Raw genomic sequence first — 14872 nt, 5'->3', positions numbered from 1 at the left:
CTTCAACATGACAGAGAGACGGCCGGAACCCTATCAAGCGGCCCAGGACCCCGTGCAGACGCCCGCCGCGCCAGCACTGCGCGCGGCTGCCGCCGCCCGGGACGACGGCCCGCGCGCGCCCGCGCCGGCCGCCCCAGCCATGCCCCACGAGCCCCGCGCCGCCGTTCCGGCCGTCCCCGCCATGCCCCGCGAGCCGCGCGTCCCCGCCCCGGCGGCTCCGGCCATGCCGCGCGAGGCCGCGCCAACGGCACGGGAGTTCGCCATGTCCGGCGACGCCGACGACGTGTCGCGGGTGCTGTCCCAGGCTGGCGTCCCCTGCATCCTGCAGGATGCGTCGGGCGAAATCGTGGCGGCCAGCAGCGTGCTGTCCCTGGACCCGGAAGACATCGCGGGCCGCCACGTCGGCCAGGTATACGGGCTGCGCGCGCCATTGCGGATGGGCGACGGCGCGGTCGACGTTGTCTATCGCGCCACGGACGGCGCACGCATGCCGGCGCAACTGGTGCCCATCGCCACGCTGGATAGCGGCGAACTCATCGTGCTGGTGAACGACGGCGCCCCATTCCGCCAGGCCGAGTCGCAGCGCTTCGATCGCACGCCTTACGCCGTGTTCCGGCTGGATCTGCAAGGCGTCATCCGGTTCGCCAATCCCGAAGCGGCCCGCACGCTCGGGCTGTCGCGCGAGACACTCTGCGGCACCCGGCTGGCGGCGCATTTTCGCTCCAGCGACGGGCCGCCGGTACAAAGCGCGATCCTGCGCTGCGCGCAGGACACGGAGGGCGACGCGATGGTGGCGGTGACCATCGCCATCCCCGTGCCCGACGAAGGCGACCGCCAGTTCGAGCTGGTCATGACGCCCGATCCGGCGCCCAACGGGGAATTGCTGGGCGTGATCGCCGTCATCCAGTCGCGCACGCTGGAATCCGCGCGCGACGAGATCCGGCGCATCGCGCTGGACCCCTCCATCGGCGGATGGCGGGTCAAGCTCGATCGCATCCTGGAGCAGATCCGGCGCCTGGTGCCCTTCGAACACGCCGTCTTCGGCATCTACGGCTGCGACGTATCGCTGTTTCGCGCGATCGCGGTGCGGCCGGAAGGCGTGGAGCTGTGGCCGGCGCGCTGGATGGACCTGCCGCCCACCATCCGGACTTTTCTCGATTCGGGCCGGACCTGGGTTGAAGAGATCGGCGCGTTCGTCAGGCGGAACATGCCGGAGCCCGGCAACGAGGTGGTGCGCTGCTACCAGGACATGGGCATCCAGGCTTCGGTGACGCTGCCGGTCACGCGTCCCGGCGGCTACAGCGCCGCCCTGAGCCTGTGCTCGCGCGAGCCTGGATCGTATGGCGAGCGGCATCTGGATATCCTGCGTTCCCTGGACCTGGAACCGGTGCTGATGCGCTTCGAGAAAGAACGCGACGACGAACGGGCCGAATTCGCGGACGCCCTGCGGCAGCTTGTGATGACGGCTGCCTCGCTGCGCCAGGCGGCCGACGAAATCATCGTCAGGCTGGCTCAGCATTTCTCGTGGGACCACGTGGCGCTGTTCCGCGTGAACCGGCTGGATGAGCGCTTCGAGGTGGTGACGCAGCACAGCCTGGCGTCCGCCTACGCCATGCCGGCCAATTACCAGCAGCCCACCGGCAGCGGCATGCTGGGCGCCACGCTGGCGCAAGGCTCCCTGCTGGCGGTCGACGACATCGGCAACCCCGCCTATGCGCAGCATGGCTACACCGGCCCCAGTCGGCCGCTGCGCTCGGCGATGACCGTTCCCATCCATCTGAACGGCCGCATCCGCTGGCTGCTCGACGTAGAGTCCTCGGTATCGCATGCCTTCAAGGGCCCCGACATCGACGACCTGCTTGAGATCATCGCGTCGCTGGAGGCAGGGCTGGACCAGCATCTGCTCAGACAGACCAAGCAAAGCCTGATGGCCGAAACCGAACAAGCGGTGGTCTTCGTCGGCCGGGAAGGGGCGATCATCGAAATGAACCGGGTGGCGACCGACATGCTGGGCGGCGAGCCGGAAAACCCGCCCGGCGGCCGAGGACCCGGATTGATCACGGGCTTCGTCATAGAAGGCGACGAGGCCGCGCTGGCGGTGCTCACGTCCAGCTTTTCGGTGAAGCGCGAGCGCATCGAATTGCGGGGCTGCGGCGGCAAACCCCGGTCCGTCCTGGCCACCCGGACCGACCTCGATTCCAGCCTGGACATGTCCATCTGGTTCTTCACGGATATCGCCGACCTGGACTGGGCGCGAGACCTGCGCTACTTGAGGGAAACCGTGGCCGAGGTCGCCCGGCAGACGCGCACCTCGCTGTCGATGGCGTGCAGCCTGACCTCGCAGACGGTGCTGCTGCACGACGACGCCAAGCAGGGCACGCCGGCCGACGTGGTCGCCGCTCAGGCGCAGGATCTGGGCCAGCGCATCGTCGCCGAGATCGGCAAGGCCGACATCACTTTCGAACGCCTGGCCGGCGCCAGCGAATCGCGGCGCCGCGCGCGGGCTTCGCATACCGATATCGAACTGGGCGCCCTCTTGAACACCGTGATCGCCGCCTTGCCCGCGCGTGATCAACGGCGCATCGTGCTGCAGAACAATACGGCGTCCAAGGACGGGCCGACCGTGTCCGGCGACGCGGAATCGTTGAGCGCGGCGTCGCGCTCGATGCTCGACTACCTATTGCGCTGCCGCAATGCGGACGAGGCCAGCCTCACGGTCGACATCGCCGCCGGCCCCGAAGGCTGCACGGTGCGGTTCGGGCTGAGCGCCGAACAGATCTGGGACACCGGCCAGCCCGTTCATGCGGTGCCCGACGACGCGCTGCTGAATGCCGAACGCGCCGCGCATGACGGCGCCAGCATCGCGATCGAACAGATCCAGAAGGCGATGGCCGACCACGGCGGCGCGCTCGTCACGGAACCGCCGCTGCCGGACATGCACTTGCCGCCGCCGCAGGCCTATGAATCGGTGACGCCGCCCTGGCGGTCCTTCACGCTGATCCTCCCGCTAAGGATCGACTAGCGCATCCCGGCGCATGGAAACAGGGGGATAGGCATCATGGAACAGCCCGCGACAGGCACGAATGCGATTCTGCTGGTCAGCATGAACGACGAGCACGAAGACGATTGGGCGACGAACCTCGCGCAACTGCACCGGCATGTGCAGCAGTACCCCGCCATCGCGCCCTTCGTGGGCGCCAGGCTGAGCCGGCGGACCACGCTGGAAAGCGCGAAGGCCTTGCTGGAGCGCTGGGAGCAATCCGACCCGCCCATCGAACCCAGGCTGGCCATCATCGATGCGCGGCTCGGGTCCGCGAACAAGCGCGGCAAGCCTGGCGCCGCCGCCGTCGAACTGCTGGAATGGATCGCGAAGCGCTCGAACCTCCCCGTGCTGGTCCTGGCGGTCGACCCGCCAGAGATCGTGCAGCGCTACGTGCTGGAACGGCCCGAGGTCTTCATGTGGACCAGCGATCCCAGCAACGTATCGAATAGCGGCGCCGAGGTCGCCATCGTCCTGACCTGCCTGACCCCGCTGGCGCCCAAGCGCCGGCGGCGGCTGATCATCAGGGTGGGCGAACACTCCATCACCTACCGCATGCAGATGGGGCGTCACGAATACTCCTCGCAGGACATGCCTTACAAAGAGCGCGACCGGATATCCGCGCTGGTGGGGCGCATTGAAACCTTCAGCCCCTACTCGGGCGAAACCAAGGCGCCGCAATGGCTGAAAGACCTGAGCGGCGTGGGCGAGGACGTCTTCAGCGCGATGGTCACCCACAGCCTGGGCGCGCCGATCGCCAAGCTGATCCAGCGCGCGCGCGACGAAGAGGTGTCGCCGGGCGCCGGCGCCTTCGCGGGACTGGATCTGCGGTTCGAGTTCAACCTGGCAAGCCAGGAGGTCTCGCGCCTGTTCAATCTGCCCTTCGAGATGGGCCGGGAATTCGGCGCCGACAGCGGCCGCTATCTGTGCCTGGAGCTTCCCATGGCCAGGCGGCTGCACCTGGAAGGCACGGCGCCCGCGCTGCGCTGGGAACAGGACGCCCGCGCCCCGGGGCAGCCGGTACGGCTGTTGTTCATGGACGCCAGTTCGGTTTACGGCACCGTGTCTTTCAGGCGGGAAGACGGCGGGCCAGCGCTGCCGGCCACCGAGTTCGGTCCCCTGCGGTCCGTCGCCAAGGAACGCCAGCACCTCAGAGATCTGGCCGCGCAAGCACCCGGGCATTTGCACATCGACGACGTGCGCGACCAGCAGGAGTCCGCGCTGGTGGGCGCCGAGTTGCAGAAACGCATCGAAGAACGCCTGAAAACAGGCAACTACGACATCTTCCATTTCGCCGGGCACTCCGTTTCGCTGGGCGACAGCACGATGCTGGTGCTGCCCGGCGAAGACGGCGAAGGCTGGCAGCTTTCGATCCGGCTCATCGGCCAGTGGATGGAGGCCGGCAAATGCAAGCTGCTGGTGCTGTCCTCATGCAGCGGGGCATCGGTGCGCACCGCCCTGGAAGTGATGCGGGCCGGCGCGGCTGGCGTGCTGGCCTTCCGCTGGCAGGTCGAGGAAGAATCGTGCGCCCTGTACATCGAGCGCTTCTATGACGTGTATCTGGACGCCGCCCAGCCGAAAGGGCTGGCCGAGGCCTATCGCTACGCCTGCAAGGCCGCGCAAGGCGACGCCGGCGACCTCCCCACCTGGGCGTCGGCCATGGCGATCGTTCGGGACTGAATCCGCCGGGGCAGGCGCCCACGGCCGGCCTCGCCCGCAAATTTCTCAAGGAGGCGCCATGGAATCCCTCTTCGGCATGCTGAAGGGCATCGGCATCAAGGCCACCACCGGCGACGGCGCCGGCGCCTTGCTGCCCACCGTGCCCGCGGGACGCAATTACTACGCGGAGATCGAGGCGCCTCCCGGCGGCGGCCAGGCGCTGGCAGGCCTGGATGGCGCCGCCTTCGTGCCCGGCCAGTGCTACTTCAGCGTCCGGGTGGTGGAGATGCGGCTGAGCCAGGCGGGCAACTATCTCAGCGAATTCCTGCCGCTCTGCACCTTCTTCCTGCGCTATGGCGTGGCGGGCGCCAAGCGCGAGATCCCATACATCGTGGGCTATGACCTGATCCAGCAGGCCTTGGGCGCCTCCGCGCCGCAGGCCGGCGCAAGCCGCGTGGTCTTTCGCGACGTCTACGTCGCCCGCAACGTTCCATTCAACAGCGACGGGCTGGAGATGTACGCCGCCCTGTGCCGCTTCGCCGACAGCAGCCTGAGCCGCGGCATTCTGGACTTTGTCGCCACGGCCGTCACCATGCTGGGCGGCCCGGCCGGCGGCGTCATCGTCAAGACCGGCGAAAGCCTGCTCAAGCCGCTGGCCAAGCTGTTCGGCACCGACGGCGTCAGCGTGCGCTTCGGCGTTTTCGACGGCGACGCGCTGCGCCGCAGCGGGTATCGCGTGCTGGCCGGCGCGGACTCCCAGGACAAGCTGTCCGAACTGCAGCTTGTCGACGGCGTGCTGCACCGCAAGGGCGCGTCCGGCCAACTGGAAGCAGTGGACGACGTCGACTACCTCGTCATGGCATTCGAACAGCGCACCACGCTGGGCGCGGACATGTTCACCGCCGCCACGGCGCTGCCGTTTCATCACCTGTGGAAAGACGTGTCGGCGGCCCTGATCGGCAACAACGCGGCGGCGGCGCACGCCGCCTACCAGTCCCTGCTGATCGCGGTCGCCGAGTCGCCATTGCTCATCGACGCGGACCGTTTCGCGCTGATCACGGCCTACGCCGCGCAACGCAGCGCCTGGGAGGCCGCCAGCGAGCAAAGCGGCCTCAAGACGCGAGGCGGCGGCAAAAGCCTGGCGACGGCAATGACGGACCGGGCCAACGCGCGCGGCAAGGCGGACCCGGTGGCGGACCTGATCAGGACGGCCAAGAAGCAGCTCGCGCCGCCTCCCGTGCTTCAAGACAGTGCCGGGCAGAACCAGAGGGCGCCGGGCGACACGGCCGGGCAGGCGCAGGCGGCGCTGGATGACAGGGCTGTCGCGCAGGCCATGTCGTCAGTGGTGCATGCCCTGGGCGCGAAGCCAAACGCCATGGCGCCCGGCGACTTGTCCCGCGCCACCCGCGAACTGCTGTCGATCATGCTGAGCGAACCGGCCTAGCGCGCGGTCACGCCACACGGCGCCCGGACCCCGCCTTACCTGAGCTCGAGCGTCGCGCCGATGACGCGCAAGGTCGGCATCAACTGGCGCCAGGCGTCCTTCGGGATGGACGCCGGCCGCTTGAGCTCCGCCGCGGCCGGGTCGTCCAGCAGCCTGCCCTTGCAGGCGAAAACGATGCTGTTGGTCATGTCGTCGTCGACCACTTCGAACATCGACGAACCGAACGACGCGCGCACGCGGTCCAGGTATTCGTGGTGCTTCGGATGATTCACGTGGAAATTGATCACCAGGATCCCATCGTCGCGCAGGGCGCGATGGCAGTCGGCGTAAAAATCCGCCGAACAGAGCGCACCCGGTATGCCGCCCACGCCAAACCCATCCAGAAAGATCACGTCGGCATGCTCCGACAGGCCGCGCAGGTGGTCGGCCGCGTCCGCCTGGATCACGCGAAAGCGCGCGCTGTCGCGCGGCACCATGAAGGCTTCGCGCAGCGCGATGACGGCCGGATCGATCTCGACCACCGAAATCTCCGCGCCCATCAGATAGCGATGGCAGAACTTGGGCAGCGAGCCTCCGCCCAGGCCCACCATCAGGATATGCGCGGGCTCGGGCTTGAACAGCACGAAGCCCATCATCATGCGCGTGTATTCGATCTCCAGCGCATCCGGGTTGAGCACGGACATGCTGCTCTGGATCTCCTTCTGCGTGAAATGCAGGGTGCGGCGCGTGCCGGCGTTCTGGATGAAAGGTCTGTGCACGCCCGCCGATTCATCGGAAAACGGCGGATCGGCGGGCACGGTAACGTCGGACATGGTCGGATGCGGGTAGCGGAAAGATGTGCAGAAGATACCATCCCCCGTTCCCATGCCATCCGCCAGCCCGCCGCTAGACCAGCAGCACGGGGCAGGGGGAATGCGCAAGAATCCGTCCGCTCACCGACCCCCTGATGGCATTCAGCAGCGAGCTGTGATGGTGCGATCCGATCACGATCGCCGACGCCCCCGCCTGTTTCGCGTATTCGATGATCTTCTCGGGCGTGAAGCCGACAAGCTCGTGGCATTCGAACCCGACACTGCCCGCCGTCAGGATGTCCACCACCGACTTCATCGCCTTGCCGCTCTCTTCGTGATGCCAGGCGTCGATGTCCGTCTTGCCGATGAAGGACTTCACGTCCCCGCCCACATCGGGTTCGCAATGCACCACGTGCACCACGAAATCGCGGTTCAGCAAAGGACTCTCCACCAGATAGCGGGCCGCCTTGTTGCTGTATTCCGACCCATCGGTGGCAAGAATGATCGTGTTCATGGCAGACCTCCGGTTTGTGACTTTTTGACCTTGGGACGCGCGGCGTTCTCCGCGGCCCTTCCGGGCAGCACCCAACTGGCGCCGACCGACGCAAGCAGAATCAGCCCCACCACCCCCAGCGACCAGTGCACCGGGACATGGACCCACGGCGCGGCCAGCATCTTGCCGCCGATGACCACGAGCACCGAAGCCAGGCCATACTTGAGATAGTGAAACCGCGCCACCATGCCGGCCAGCAGGAAGTACAGCGCCCGCAGGCCCATGATGGCGAAGATGTTGGAAGTGAATACGATAAACGGATCGGTCGTGACCGCAAAGATGGCGGGGATGCTGTCCACGGCGAACACCACGTCGGTCGCCTCGATCACCAGCAGCACGACGAACATGGGCGTCGCATACCGCAGCCCGCCGATGCGGACAAAGAACGACTGCCCGTGATAGTCCTTGGTGATCCGCATGGTGGACCGCAGGAAGCGGACCAGCGGATTGCGCGCGATATCGGGCTGGCGGCCCGCGGTGAACAGCATCCTGATCCCGGTGAACACCAGGAACACGCCGAACACGTAGAACAGCCACACGAACTTCGACAGCAGCCAGACGCCGGCCAGGATCATGCCCACGCGCATCACGATGGCGCCCAGCACGCCGTATAACAGCACGCGGCGCTGCAGCTCCAGGGGCACCGCGAAGTAGCCGAAGATCAATGAAAACACGAACATGTTGTCCACGGACAGCGACAGTTCGATCAGGTAGCCGGTATAGAACTCCAGCACCTTTTGATGCGCGACGGCGCGGCCCAGGTTGGCATCCAGGAACCACCACATCAGGATGCCGAACAAGGTGGCCAGCGCACCCCAGGCAAATACCCAGCCCAGCGCCTCCCGCGACGACACGCGGTGCGCGCGGCGCCCGCCCAGCGCATACAGATCCAGCGCCAGCACGGCCAGCACGAAAGCCACGAACCCCGCCCACATCGGCAGCGTGGCAAAGGTCTCGACCTGGTTCATCTGGCGCCTCCCGCCATCGCGCCCATGCCCGCCGCGCGACGGCCCGTGATGCTGGGAACCTGCACGAAACCAGTCTAGATCAGCTTAATTCCTCGAACAATTCGCCTATGATGAAGCGATAGTCAGGTTTTTTGGATTGATCAGCCATGGTCACTCTCAACTACAAGCATCTGCGCTATTTCTGGATGGTCGCCAAGGCCGGCAGCATCGCCCGCGCGGCACAGCAATTGCAGCGCACGCCCCAGTCCATCAGTGGCCAACTGCAGGAACTGGAAGCCGCCCTGGGCACCGAGCTCTTCCGGCGCGTGGGCCGCGGCCTGGAGCTCACCGACGTCGGCCGCCACGCATTGCTCTACGCGGACCGCATCTACACCCTGGGCGACGAACTGCTGGACGACCTGCGCGAGCGTCCCGCCCGGCGGGCCCTGGATTTCAAGGTCGGCGTGGCCGAAGGCATGCCGAAGGCCATGGTGTACCGGATGATCGAGCCCGCGCTCGAACTGGCCGAAGACGTGCGTCTGATCTGCCGCGAGGGGCGGCTTCCCTTTCTGCTCGCGGACCTGGCCGTGCACCGCTTCGACATGGTGATCGCCGACCGCCCCATGCCTCACAACCTGAATGTCCGGGGATTCAGCCATCTGCTCGGCGAATGCGGCCTGACTTTTTTTGGATCGCCGCTATTGCTCGACCGCCTGCCCAAGCGCTTTCCCGCGCTGCTCGACGAGGCGCCCTTCCTGCTGCCAGGAGAAGACGCCGCGATCCGGCCGCGGCTGCTGCAGTGGTTCGACGAACACGATGTCCGCCCGCGCATCGTCGGCGAATTCGACGACAGCGCGCTGATGAATTCCTTCGGCCAGACCGGAACCGGACTCTTCGTCGCACCCACGGCCACCGCGGCCTATCTGTGCAAGCAGTACCGGGTGCGCGCCATCGGCGCCGCCGAGTCGGTAAAGGAACAGTTCTATGCCATCACCACCGACCAGCGGCTGCAACATCCGGCGGTGCTGGCGCTGAGCAGGGCGGCCCGGGAAGACATCTTCAGTCCGGCGCGGCGGACGGCACGCCGCCAGGCCACGGGGTGACGCCTGCCAGCGAGCGCGCAAGACGCTTACAAGAGCGACTTGCCGTGCTTCAGGACCTGATCGCACGCCTTGCGGGTGATTTCTTCCTTCAGTCCGCCGCCGCTCAGGTCGACCGACTTGCCGTCGCTGCCATTGAGCATGCCCTGCACGCCCGCCAGGTATCCCGAGTCGGATTTCGCCTTGGCCGGTTCGCCGGACACCTTGCCCATCAGCTTGTCCTTGATCGCCTGCGCGTCGCCGCCAGCCAGGTAGTTGTTCTTCATGCAGAATTCCAGCACGCCTGCCGCATTGCCGACGGTGGCCGGACTCAGCGACGACAGGGACAGGCCGCCTAGGCCCGGAATGGCGCTGCCCGCGCCGCCGCCCTGGCTCGCGCCGCCCATCTGGCCCTTCACCGCGTCCAGCAATTGCGCGTGCGCGGCAACCGCGAAGCACTGCGTCAAGACAAGGACGGCCGCACTGGCGGCATGACGGGCATTGATTTTCATGGTTTCTCTCCTGATGCTGAAAATGCGTGCGGTCATCGTAGCGGCGCGTAGCGGCGGATCACAAGGCAAGCGGCACGCGCGCGCGGCGCTCAATGCGACAAATCATGTACTTCACGCCGCGCGCGCCCGCGGGCCGTAGCAATTGCATTCGCAACGTCACGGGTTGGATACGTGGGCGATGCGCATCAGACCGGTCCGAACGAAAGCGGGCGCGCAGGCACGGCGCCGGCCGAAGCCGCGACGCCTACGCTACTATTTCGGTCTGCCTGCCGGGCAGCAAGCGCCAGACAAGGCGCCTTCCCCAGGCGTCCCGCGTCACCCATTTCCGAGAGAACCCGTGATGTCGTCCGTCGTATCCCAAGATATTCTCGTTCCCGCCGAAGGCGGCCGGCTATTCGCACGGCGGTGGGTGCCCGCCGCGTCCGATGCGGCGGGCGTGCCCATCGTCCTGCTCCACGATTCGCTGGGCTGCGTCGAACTGTGGCGCGACTTTCCCCAGCAACTCGCCGGCGCGACGGGGCGTACCGTCATCGCTTATGACCGCCTGGGCTTTGGCCGCTCGGACCCCCACGGCGGCCGCCTGGGGCTGGATTTCGTCGACCGCGAGGCCCATGAAGGATTCCGCTCGGTGCTTGCCGCCCTGGACGTGGAGCGGTTCGCGGCCTTCGGCCACAGCGTGGGCGGGGGCATGGCCATTGCCTGCGCCGCGGCCTCGGTCGATTCCTGCCAGGCCCTGATCACCGAATCTGCGCAGGTCTTTGCCGAAGACCGCACGCTGGAAGGCATCGCGCAGGCCCGGGTATCCTTCGCGCAGCCGGGGCAACTGGACCGCCTGAAGAAATACCACGGCGAAAAGGCGGCCTGGGTGCTCAGCGCGTGGATCGACACCTGGTTATCGCCGGGCTTTGCCGACTGGACGCTGGACGCGCAGCTGCGCAAAGTGAAGTGCCCGGCTCTGGCGCTGCATGGCGATAGCGACGAATACGGATCGACGGTGCACCCCGACCGCATTGAACAGCTCGCGGGCGCGCAGCGGGTCATCTTCACGAATTGCGGCCACGTGCCGCATCGCGAGCAGCCCGAGCGTGTGCTGGACACCGTCTCAGGCTGGCTGGCGGGCGCCCGCTGATCCCGCCAAGGGCCTGGACCTACAGCCGGGAAGCCCGTAGCACCGCATCGGCGAAAGCCTTGGGTGCTTCCTGCGGCAGGTTATGCCCGATGCCACCGCCAACGTCGATGTGCTGGTACTTGCCGGTGAACTGGCCGGCGTAGGCGGCCGGCGGCGGGTGCGGGGCGCCGTTGGCGTCACCTTCCATGGTGATGGCCGGAATGCCGATCTTGGGCGACGCCGCCAGGCGCGCCTCAAGCTCGTCGTACTGCGCCTCGCCCTGCGCAAGCCCAAGGCGCCACCGGTAGTTGTGCACCACCACCGCAACGTGATCGGGATTGTCGAACGCGCGCGCCGAGCGCTGGTACGTGGCATCGTCGAATTGCCACTTCGGCGACGCGAGCCGCCAGATCAATTGGTTGAAGCCGTCGACGTTGGCTGCATAGCCGGCCGCGCCGCGCTCCGTGGCGAAGTAGAACTGGTACCACCACTGCAGTTCCGCCTGCGGAGGCAGCGGCTTGCGGTTGGCCGCCGGGCTGCCTATCAGATAGCCGCTGACGGAGACCAGCGCCTCGCAGCGCTCGGGCCACAAGGCGGCCATGATGCAGGCGGTGCGCGCACCCCAGTCGAAGCCCGCGACGACCGCCTTGCGGATCTTCAACGCGTCCATCAGCGCGATGGTGTCCACGGCGACGACGGCTTGCTGCCCGTTGCGGGGCGCGTCCGGCGATAACAGCCGGGTGGTCCCATAGCCCCGCAGATAGGGGGCGACGACCCGATAGCCCGCGGCGGTCAGCCGGGGAATCACGTCGGCGAAGCTGTGGATGTCGTACGGCCAGCCATGCAGCAGGATGGCGACCGGCCCGCCCGCGGGCCCGGCATCCACGTAGCCGATGTCCAGGCCCCCGGCCTTGATCTGCCGGATGTTGCCGATCACGGGCGCCACCCCGCCGCCTCCCGGGGCCACTGACTGGGCCAGGGCATTTCCACCCAGCGCAAGGCCGAGCAGGCTGGCGCCCGCCAGCGAGGAAGTTGTGCCCAACAGGCGCCGCCGCTGGACGTTTACCGGATCCGACATGGTGATCTCCAAAAAACTTCGGGTTCAGGAAAGAAACATGACTGCTGCAGGTGACTGTGTCGGAAACCGCGGCGGCTTGGGTGTGCGTATGTACCGGACTCGCGGCCGGATACACAAGGACATAAAAAACCGCAGAAATGCCCATAAATGCGTAGAGGGCGGGTATGACCGCCCTTACTATCATCCCTAGCCGGCAACCCATAGGTGCGGAGTGGATCCCATGCGCAATCAGTCAGATCTCCCGAAGGCCAGTTCGCCCCTCAAGACCCCGATGAACGCGCGCCGCCTGCTGCCCTGGGCCGTGGTGGTGCTGGTCGCGGTGGGACTGGCCCTCTACGGGCCGATCGCCCAGCTCGAGCACTACCATGACTTCGCCGACCACCGCGCCTGGCTGGGTATTCCCAACGCGGCGGATGTCCTGTCGAACCTGGGATTCGCGGTGGTGGGCTGGTATGGCTTGTCGCTGGTGCTGCACAGCCGCTACAACCACGCGCTGGACGCCATCCGCCCGGGCTACGCCCTGTTCTTCTTCGCCCTGGTGCTCACGGCGTTCGGGTCGGGCTGGTATCACCTGCTGCCCGACAACGCCCGCCTGATCTGGGACCGCCTGCCCATTGCCCTTGCCTGCGCGGGCATCCTGTCGGCCGTATGGCGCGACACCCTGAAAGACGGCCCCTGGGTCGACGTGCTCTGGGCCGCCGCCGCCATCGTCAGCGTGGCCTGGTGGTGGTACACGGACAACTACCAGACGGGCGATCTGCGCCCGTACCTGTACGTGCAGTTCATGCCGCTGCTGCTGATTCCGCTGCTGCAATGGCAAAACAAGACCCCGGCCAGGGAACGCTGGTATTTCGCCGCGGCTATCGGGTTCTACGTACTGGCCAAAGCGTCGGAACTGCTGGACCACCAGATATTCCAGAACTTCGCCTATCTCAGTGGCCACACGATCAAACACTTGTTTTCCGTCATCGCGGGCCTGGTGGTCACGCTCAACTTCGCGCACCGTAAGAGGGAAGCGGAACATTGAACCGAGGTGCCCCCCGGGGCCCCCGGCGGGCTCGAAGCTACCCCGGGTTAATCCGTACACGATTCGCGGTCAAAAACGCATACAGTCTCTGTATACAAAAAAGCGTTTCAGGAGACCGCCGATGGAGCTTCGCAATCCTTCCCCCGCCCTGTACAACGACGACCTTGCGCCCGTCAAAACGCGCACCTGGGGGGCATTCAGCATCTTCAACGTCTGGACATCGGACGTGCACAGCCTCTGGGGCTACTACCTGGCCGCCAGCCTCTTCCTGCTGTGCGGCAGCTTCACCAACTTCCTGCTGGCGATCGGGCTTGGTTCGCTGGTGATCTTCTTCCTGATGAACCTCATCGGCTACGCCGGCGAGAAGACCGGCGTGCCGTATCCGGTGCTGGCGCGCGCGTCCTTTGGCGTGTGGGGCGCAAACCTGGCGGCCGTGGTGCGGGCGGTGGTGGCCTGCTTCTGGTACGGCGCGCAGACGGCGGCCGCTTCAGGCGCAATGGTCGCGCTGCTGGTGCGCAACGACAGCCTCCTGGCCTTCCACCAGGACACCCAGCTCCTCGGCCATTCGGGCCTGGAGGTCATTTGCTACGTGGTGATCTGGGCGCTGCAGTTGCTCATCATCCAGAAGGGCATGGAAACCGTGCGCAAATTCCAGGACTGGGCCGGCCCCGCGGTGTGGATCGCGATGCTGGTGCTGGCCGTGGGCCTGTGCATCAAGGCAGGCGGCTTTTCATTCGACCACGGCATTCCGATGAGCGTGCTGCTCGACAAGACCAAGGATGCCGGCGTCAGCGGCGAACCCGGTTCGTTCTGGGCATTGACGGCCGTGGCCGCCACCTGGATCACCTACTTCGCCGCGCTGTATCTCAACTTCTGCGATTTCTCCCGGTATGCCAAGAACAAGGCGGCCGTGACGAAAGGCAATCTCTGGGGCCTGCCGGTCAACCTGATCGCCTTCTCGCTGGTAGCGGGCGTGACCACGATCGCCGCCTTCAGGGTGTATGGCGAGGTGCTGCTGCATCCCGAACAGATCTCCGCCAAGTTCGATAGCTGGGTGCTGGGCCTGCTTGCCGCGCTGACCTTCGCCGTGGCCACGCTGGGCATCAACGTGGTCGCGAACTTCGTCTCGGCGGCGTTCGACATCTCGAACGTGTTCCCCAGGCAGATCAACTTCAAGAAGGGCGGCTACATCGCCGCGGCCATCGCGCTGGCGCTCTATCCTTTCGCGCCCTGGGAAGGCAACGCCGCCAATTTCGTGAATGCCATCGGCGCCACGATGGGGCCGATGCTTGGCATCATCCTGGTCGACTACTACCTGGTGGCCCGGGGCAACATCAACGTCGCCGCGCTGTACGACGAGCACGGCGAATACCGCTACGAAGGCGGATGGAACGTCAATGCGCTGATTGCCGCCGGGATCGGCAGCCTGTTCTCGACATTCCTGCCCAACTTCACCAGCCTGCTGCCCGTCTGGTGGAACACCTACGGCTGGTTCTTCGGCGTTGGGATTGGCGGCAGCACCTACCTGATCATGGCGACGCTGCGCCCGCGCGCCGCGGTGGCGCCGGCACGCGCCTGATCCTTCCGGCCAGTAATGGCCGGCCCGGGAACGCATCGCAGCAACCGGCAGGCGT

At 66.6% G+C, this 14872-nt stretch carries 12 protein-coding genes; 7 read left to right on the top strand and 5 right to left on the bottom strand.

The window, feature by feature from the left end; genetic code table 11:
• Positions 1-7 precede the first annotated feature (7 nt).
• Genes ASE30_RS21060 through ASE30_RS21050 form a run of 3 tightly spaced genes read left to right on the top strand, consistent with a single transcriptional unit; the run spans position 8 to position 6143 of the window.
• Positions 8-3022 (top strand): PAS domain-containing protein, encoded by a 3015-nt coding sequence (locus ASE30_RS21060; RefSeq protein ID WP_057286223.1) that lies wholly within the window; start codon positions 8-10, stop codon positions 3020-3022.
• Between the two features lie 36 nt (positions 3023-3058).
• Positions 3059-4720 carry a CHAT domain-containing protein gene (locus ASE30_RS21055; protein WP_057286222.1) on the top strand — a complete coding sequence of 554 codons (1662 nt, stop codon included), beginning with the start codon at positions 3059-3061 and terminating at the stop codon, positions 4718-4720.
• A 58-nt stretch (positions 4721-4778) separates the two neighbouring features.
• Entirely contained in the window at positions 4779-6143 is a 1365-nt protein-coding gene (locus ASE30_RS21050) for a hypothetical protein (protein ID WP_057286221.1), read from the top strand.
• Positions 6144-6178: 35 nt separating this feature from the next.
• Here the strand turns inward: ASE30_RS21050 and ASE30_RS21045 are convergent, their stop codons facing one another.
• The 3 genes from ASE30_RS21045 to ASE30_RS21035 form a co-directional block, all read right to left on the bottom strand.
• Positions 6179-6955, bottom strand: a complete 777-nt coding sequence (locus ASE30_RS21045; protein ID WP_057286220.1) for a fused MFS/spermidine synthase — start codon at positions 6953-6955, stop codon at positions 6179-6181.
• Positions 6956-7028: 73 nt separating this feature from the next.
• A complete protein-coding gene (locus tag ASE30_RS21040; protein ID WP_057286219.1) occupies positions 7029-7448 on the bottom strand; it encodes a universal stress protein in 420 nt (139 codons plus the stop codon).
• Positions 7445-8455, bottom strand: a complete 1011-nt coding sequence (locus ASE30_RS21035; RefSeq protein WP_057286218.1) for a TerC family protein — start codon at positions 8453-8455, stop codon at positions 7445-7447. Before ASE30_RS21035 ends, ASE30_RS21040 begins: the two co-directional genes overlap by 4 nt.
• Positions 8456-8601: 146 nt before the next feature.
• Here ASE30_RS21035 and nhaR point away from each other — a divergent pair, with 146 nt between their 5' ends.
• The gene (gene nhaR / locus ASE30_RS21030; protein WP_057286217.1) at positions 8602-9537 is read left to right on the top strand and encodes a transcriptional activator NhaR; all 936 of its coding nucleotides are present in this window, start codon (positions 8602-8604) and stop codon (positions 9535-9537) included.
• A gap of 26 nt (positions 9538-9563) precedes the next feature.
• Here nhaR and ASE30_RS21025 read toward each other — a convergent pair whose 3' ends face one another.
• Complete coding sequence (locus tag ASE30_RS21025) at positions 9564-10025, bottom strand: DUF2501 domain-containing protein (protein ID WP_057286216.1); 462 nt, start codon at positions 10023-10025, stop codon at positions 9564-9566.
• Positions 10026-10365: 340 nt separating this feature from the next.
• On the opposite strand from ASE30_RS21025, the gene ASE30_RS21020 reads away from it, so the two are divergent.
• Positions 10366-11154: an alpha/beta fold hydrolase gene (locus tag ASE30_RS21020; RefSeq protein WP_057286215.1), complete on the top strand. Its 789-nt coding sequence runs from the start codon at positions 10366-10368 to the stop codon at positions 11152-11154.
• Between the two features lie 19 nt (positions 11155-11173).
• Here the strand turns inward: ASE30_RS21020 and ASE30_RS21015 are convergent, their stop codons facing one another.
• Positions 11174-12211, bottom strand: coding sequence for an alpha/beta fold hydrolase (locus ASE30_RS21015; RefSeq protein ID WP_057286214.1), 1038 nt, complete (start codon positions 12209-12211; stop codon positions 11174-11176).
• A gap of 220 nt (positions 12212-12431) precedes the next feature.
• Here ASE30_RS21015 and ASE30_RS21010 point away from each other — a divergent pair, with 220 nt between their 5' ends.
• Positions 12432-13238: a hypothetical protein gene (locus tag ASE30_RS21010; protein WP_057286213.1), complete on the top strand. Its 807-nt coding sequence runs from the start codon at positions 12432-12434 to the stop codon at positions 13236-13238.
• A 121-nt stretch (positions 13239-13359) separates the two neighbouring features.
• The gene (locus ASE30_RS21005) at positions 13360-14817 is read left to right on the top strand and encodes an NCS1 family nucleobase:cation symporter-1 (protein WP_057286212.1); all 1458 of its coding nucleotides are present in this window, start codon (positions 13360-13362) and stop codon (positions 14815-14817) included.
• The last annotated feature ends 55 nt before the right edge of the window (positions 14818-14872 follow it).

It is taken from the genome of Achromobacter sp. Root83 (assembly GCF_001428845.1).
GTDB lineage: Bacteria > Pseudomonadota > Gammaproteobacteria > Burkholderiales > Burkholderiaceae_B > Achromobacter.
Note: the sequence above shows the minus strand (reverse complement) of the source record. Positions and strands in the feature narration are given on the sequence as shown.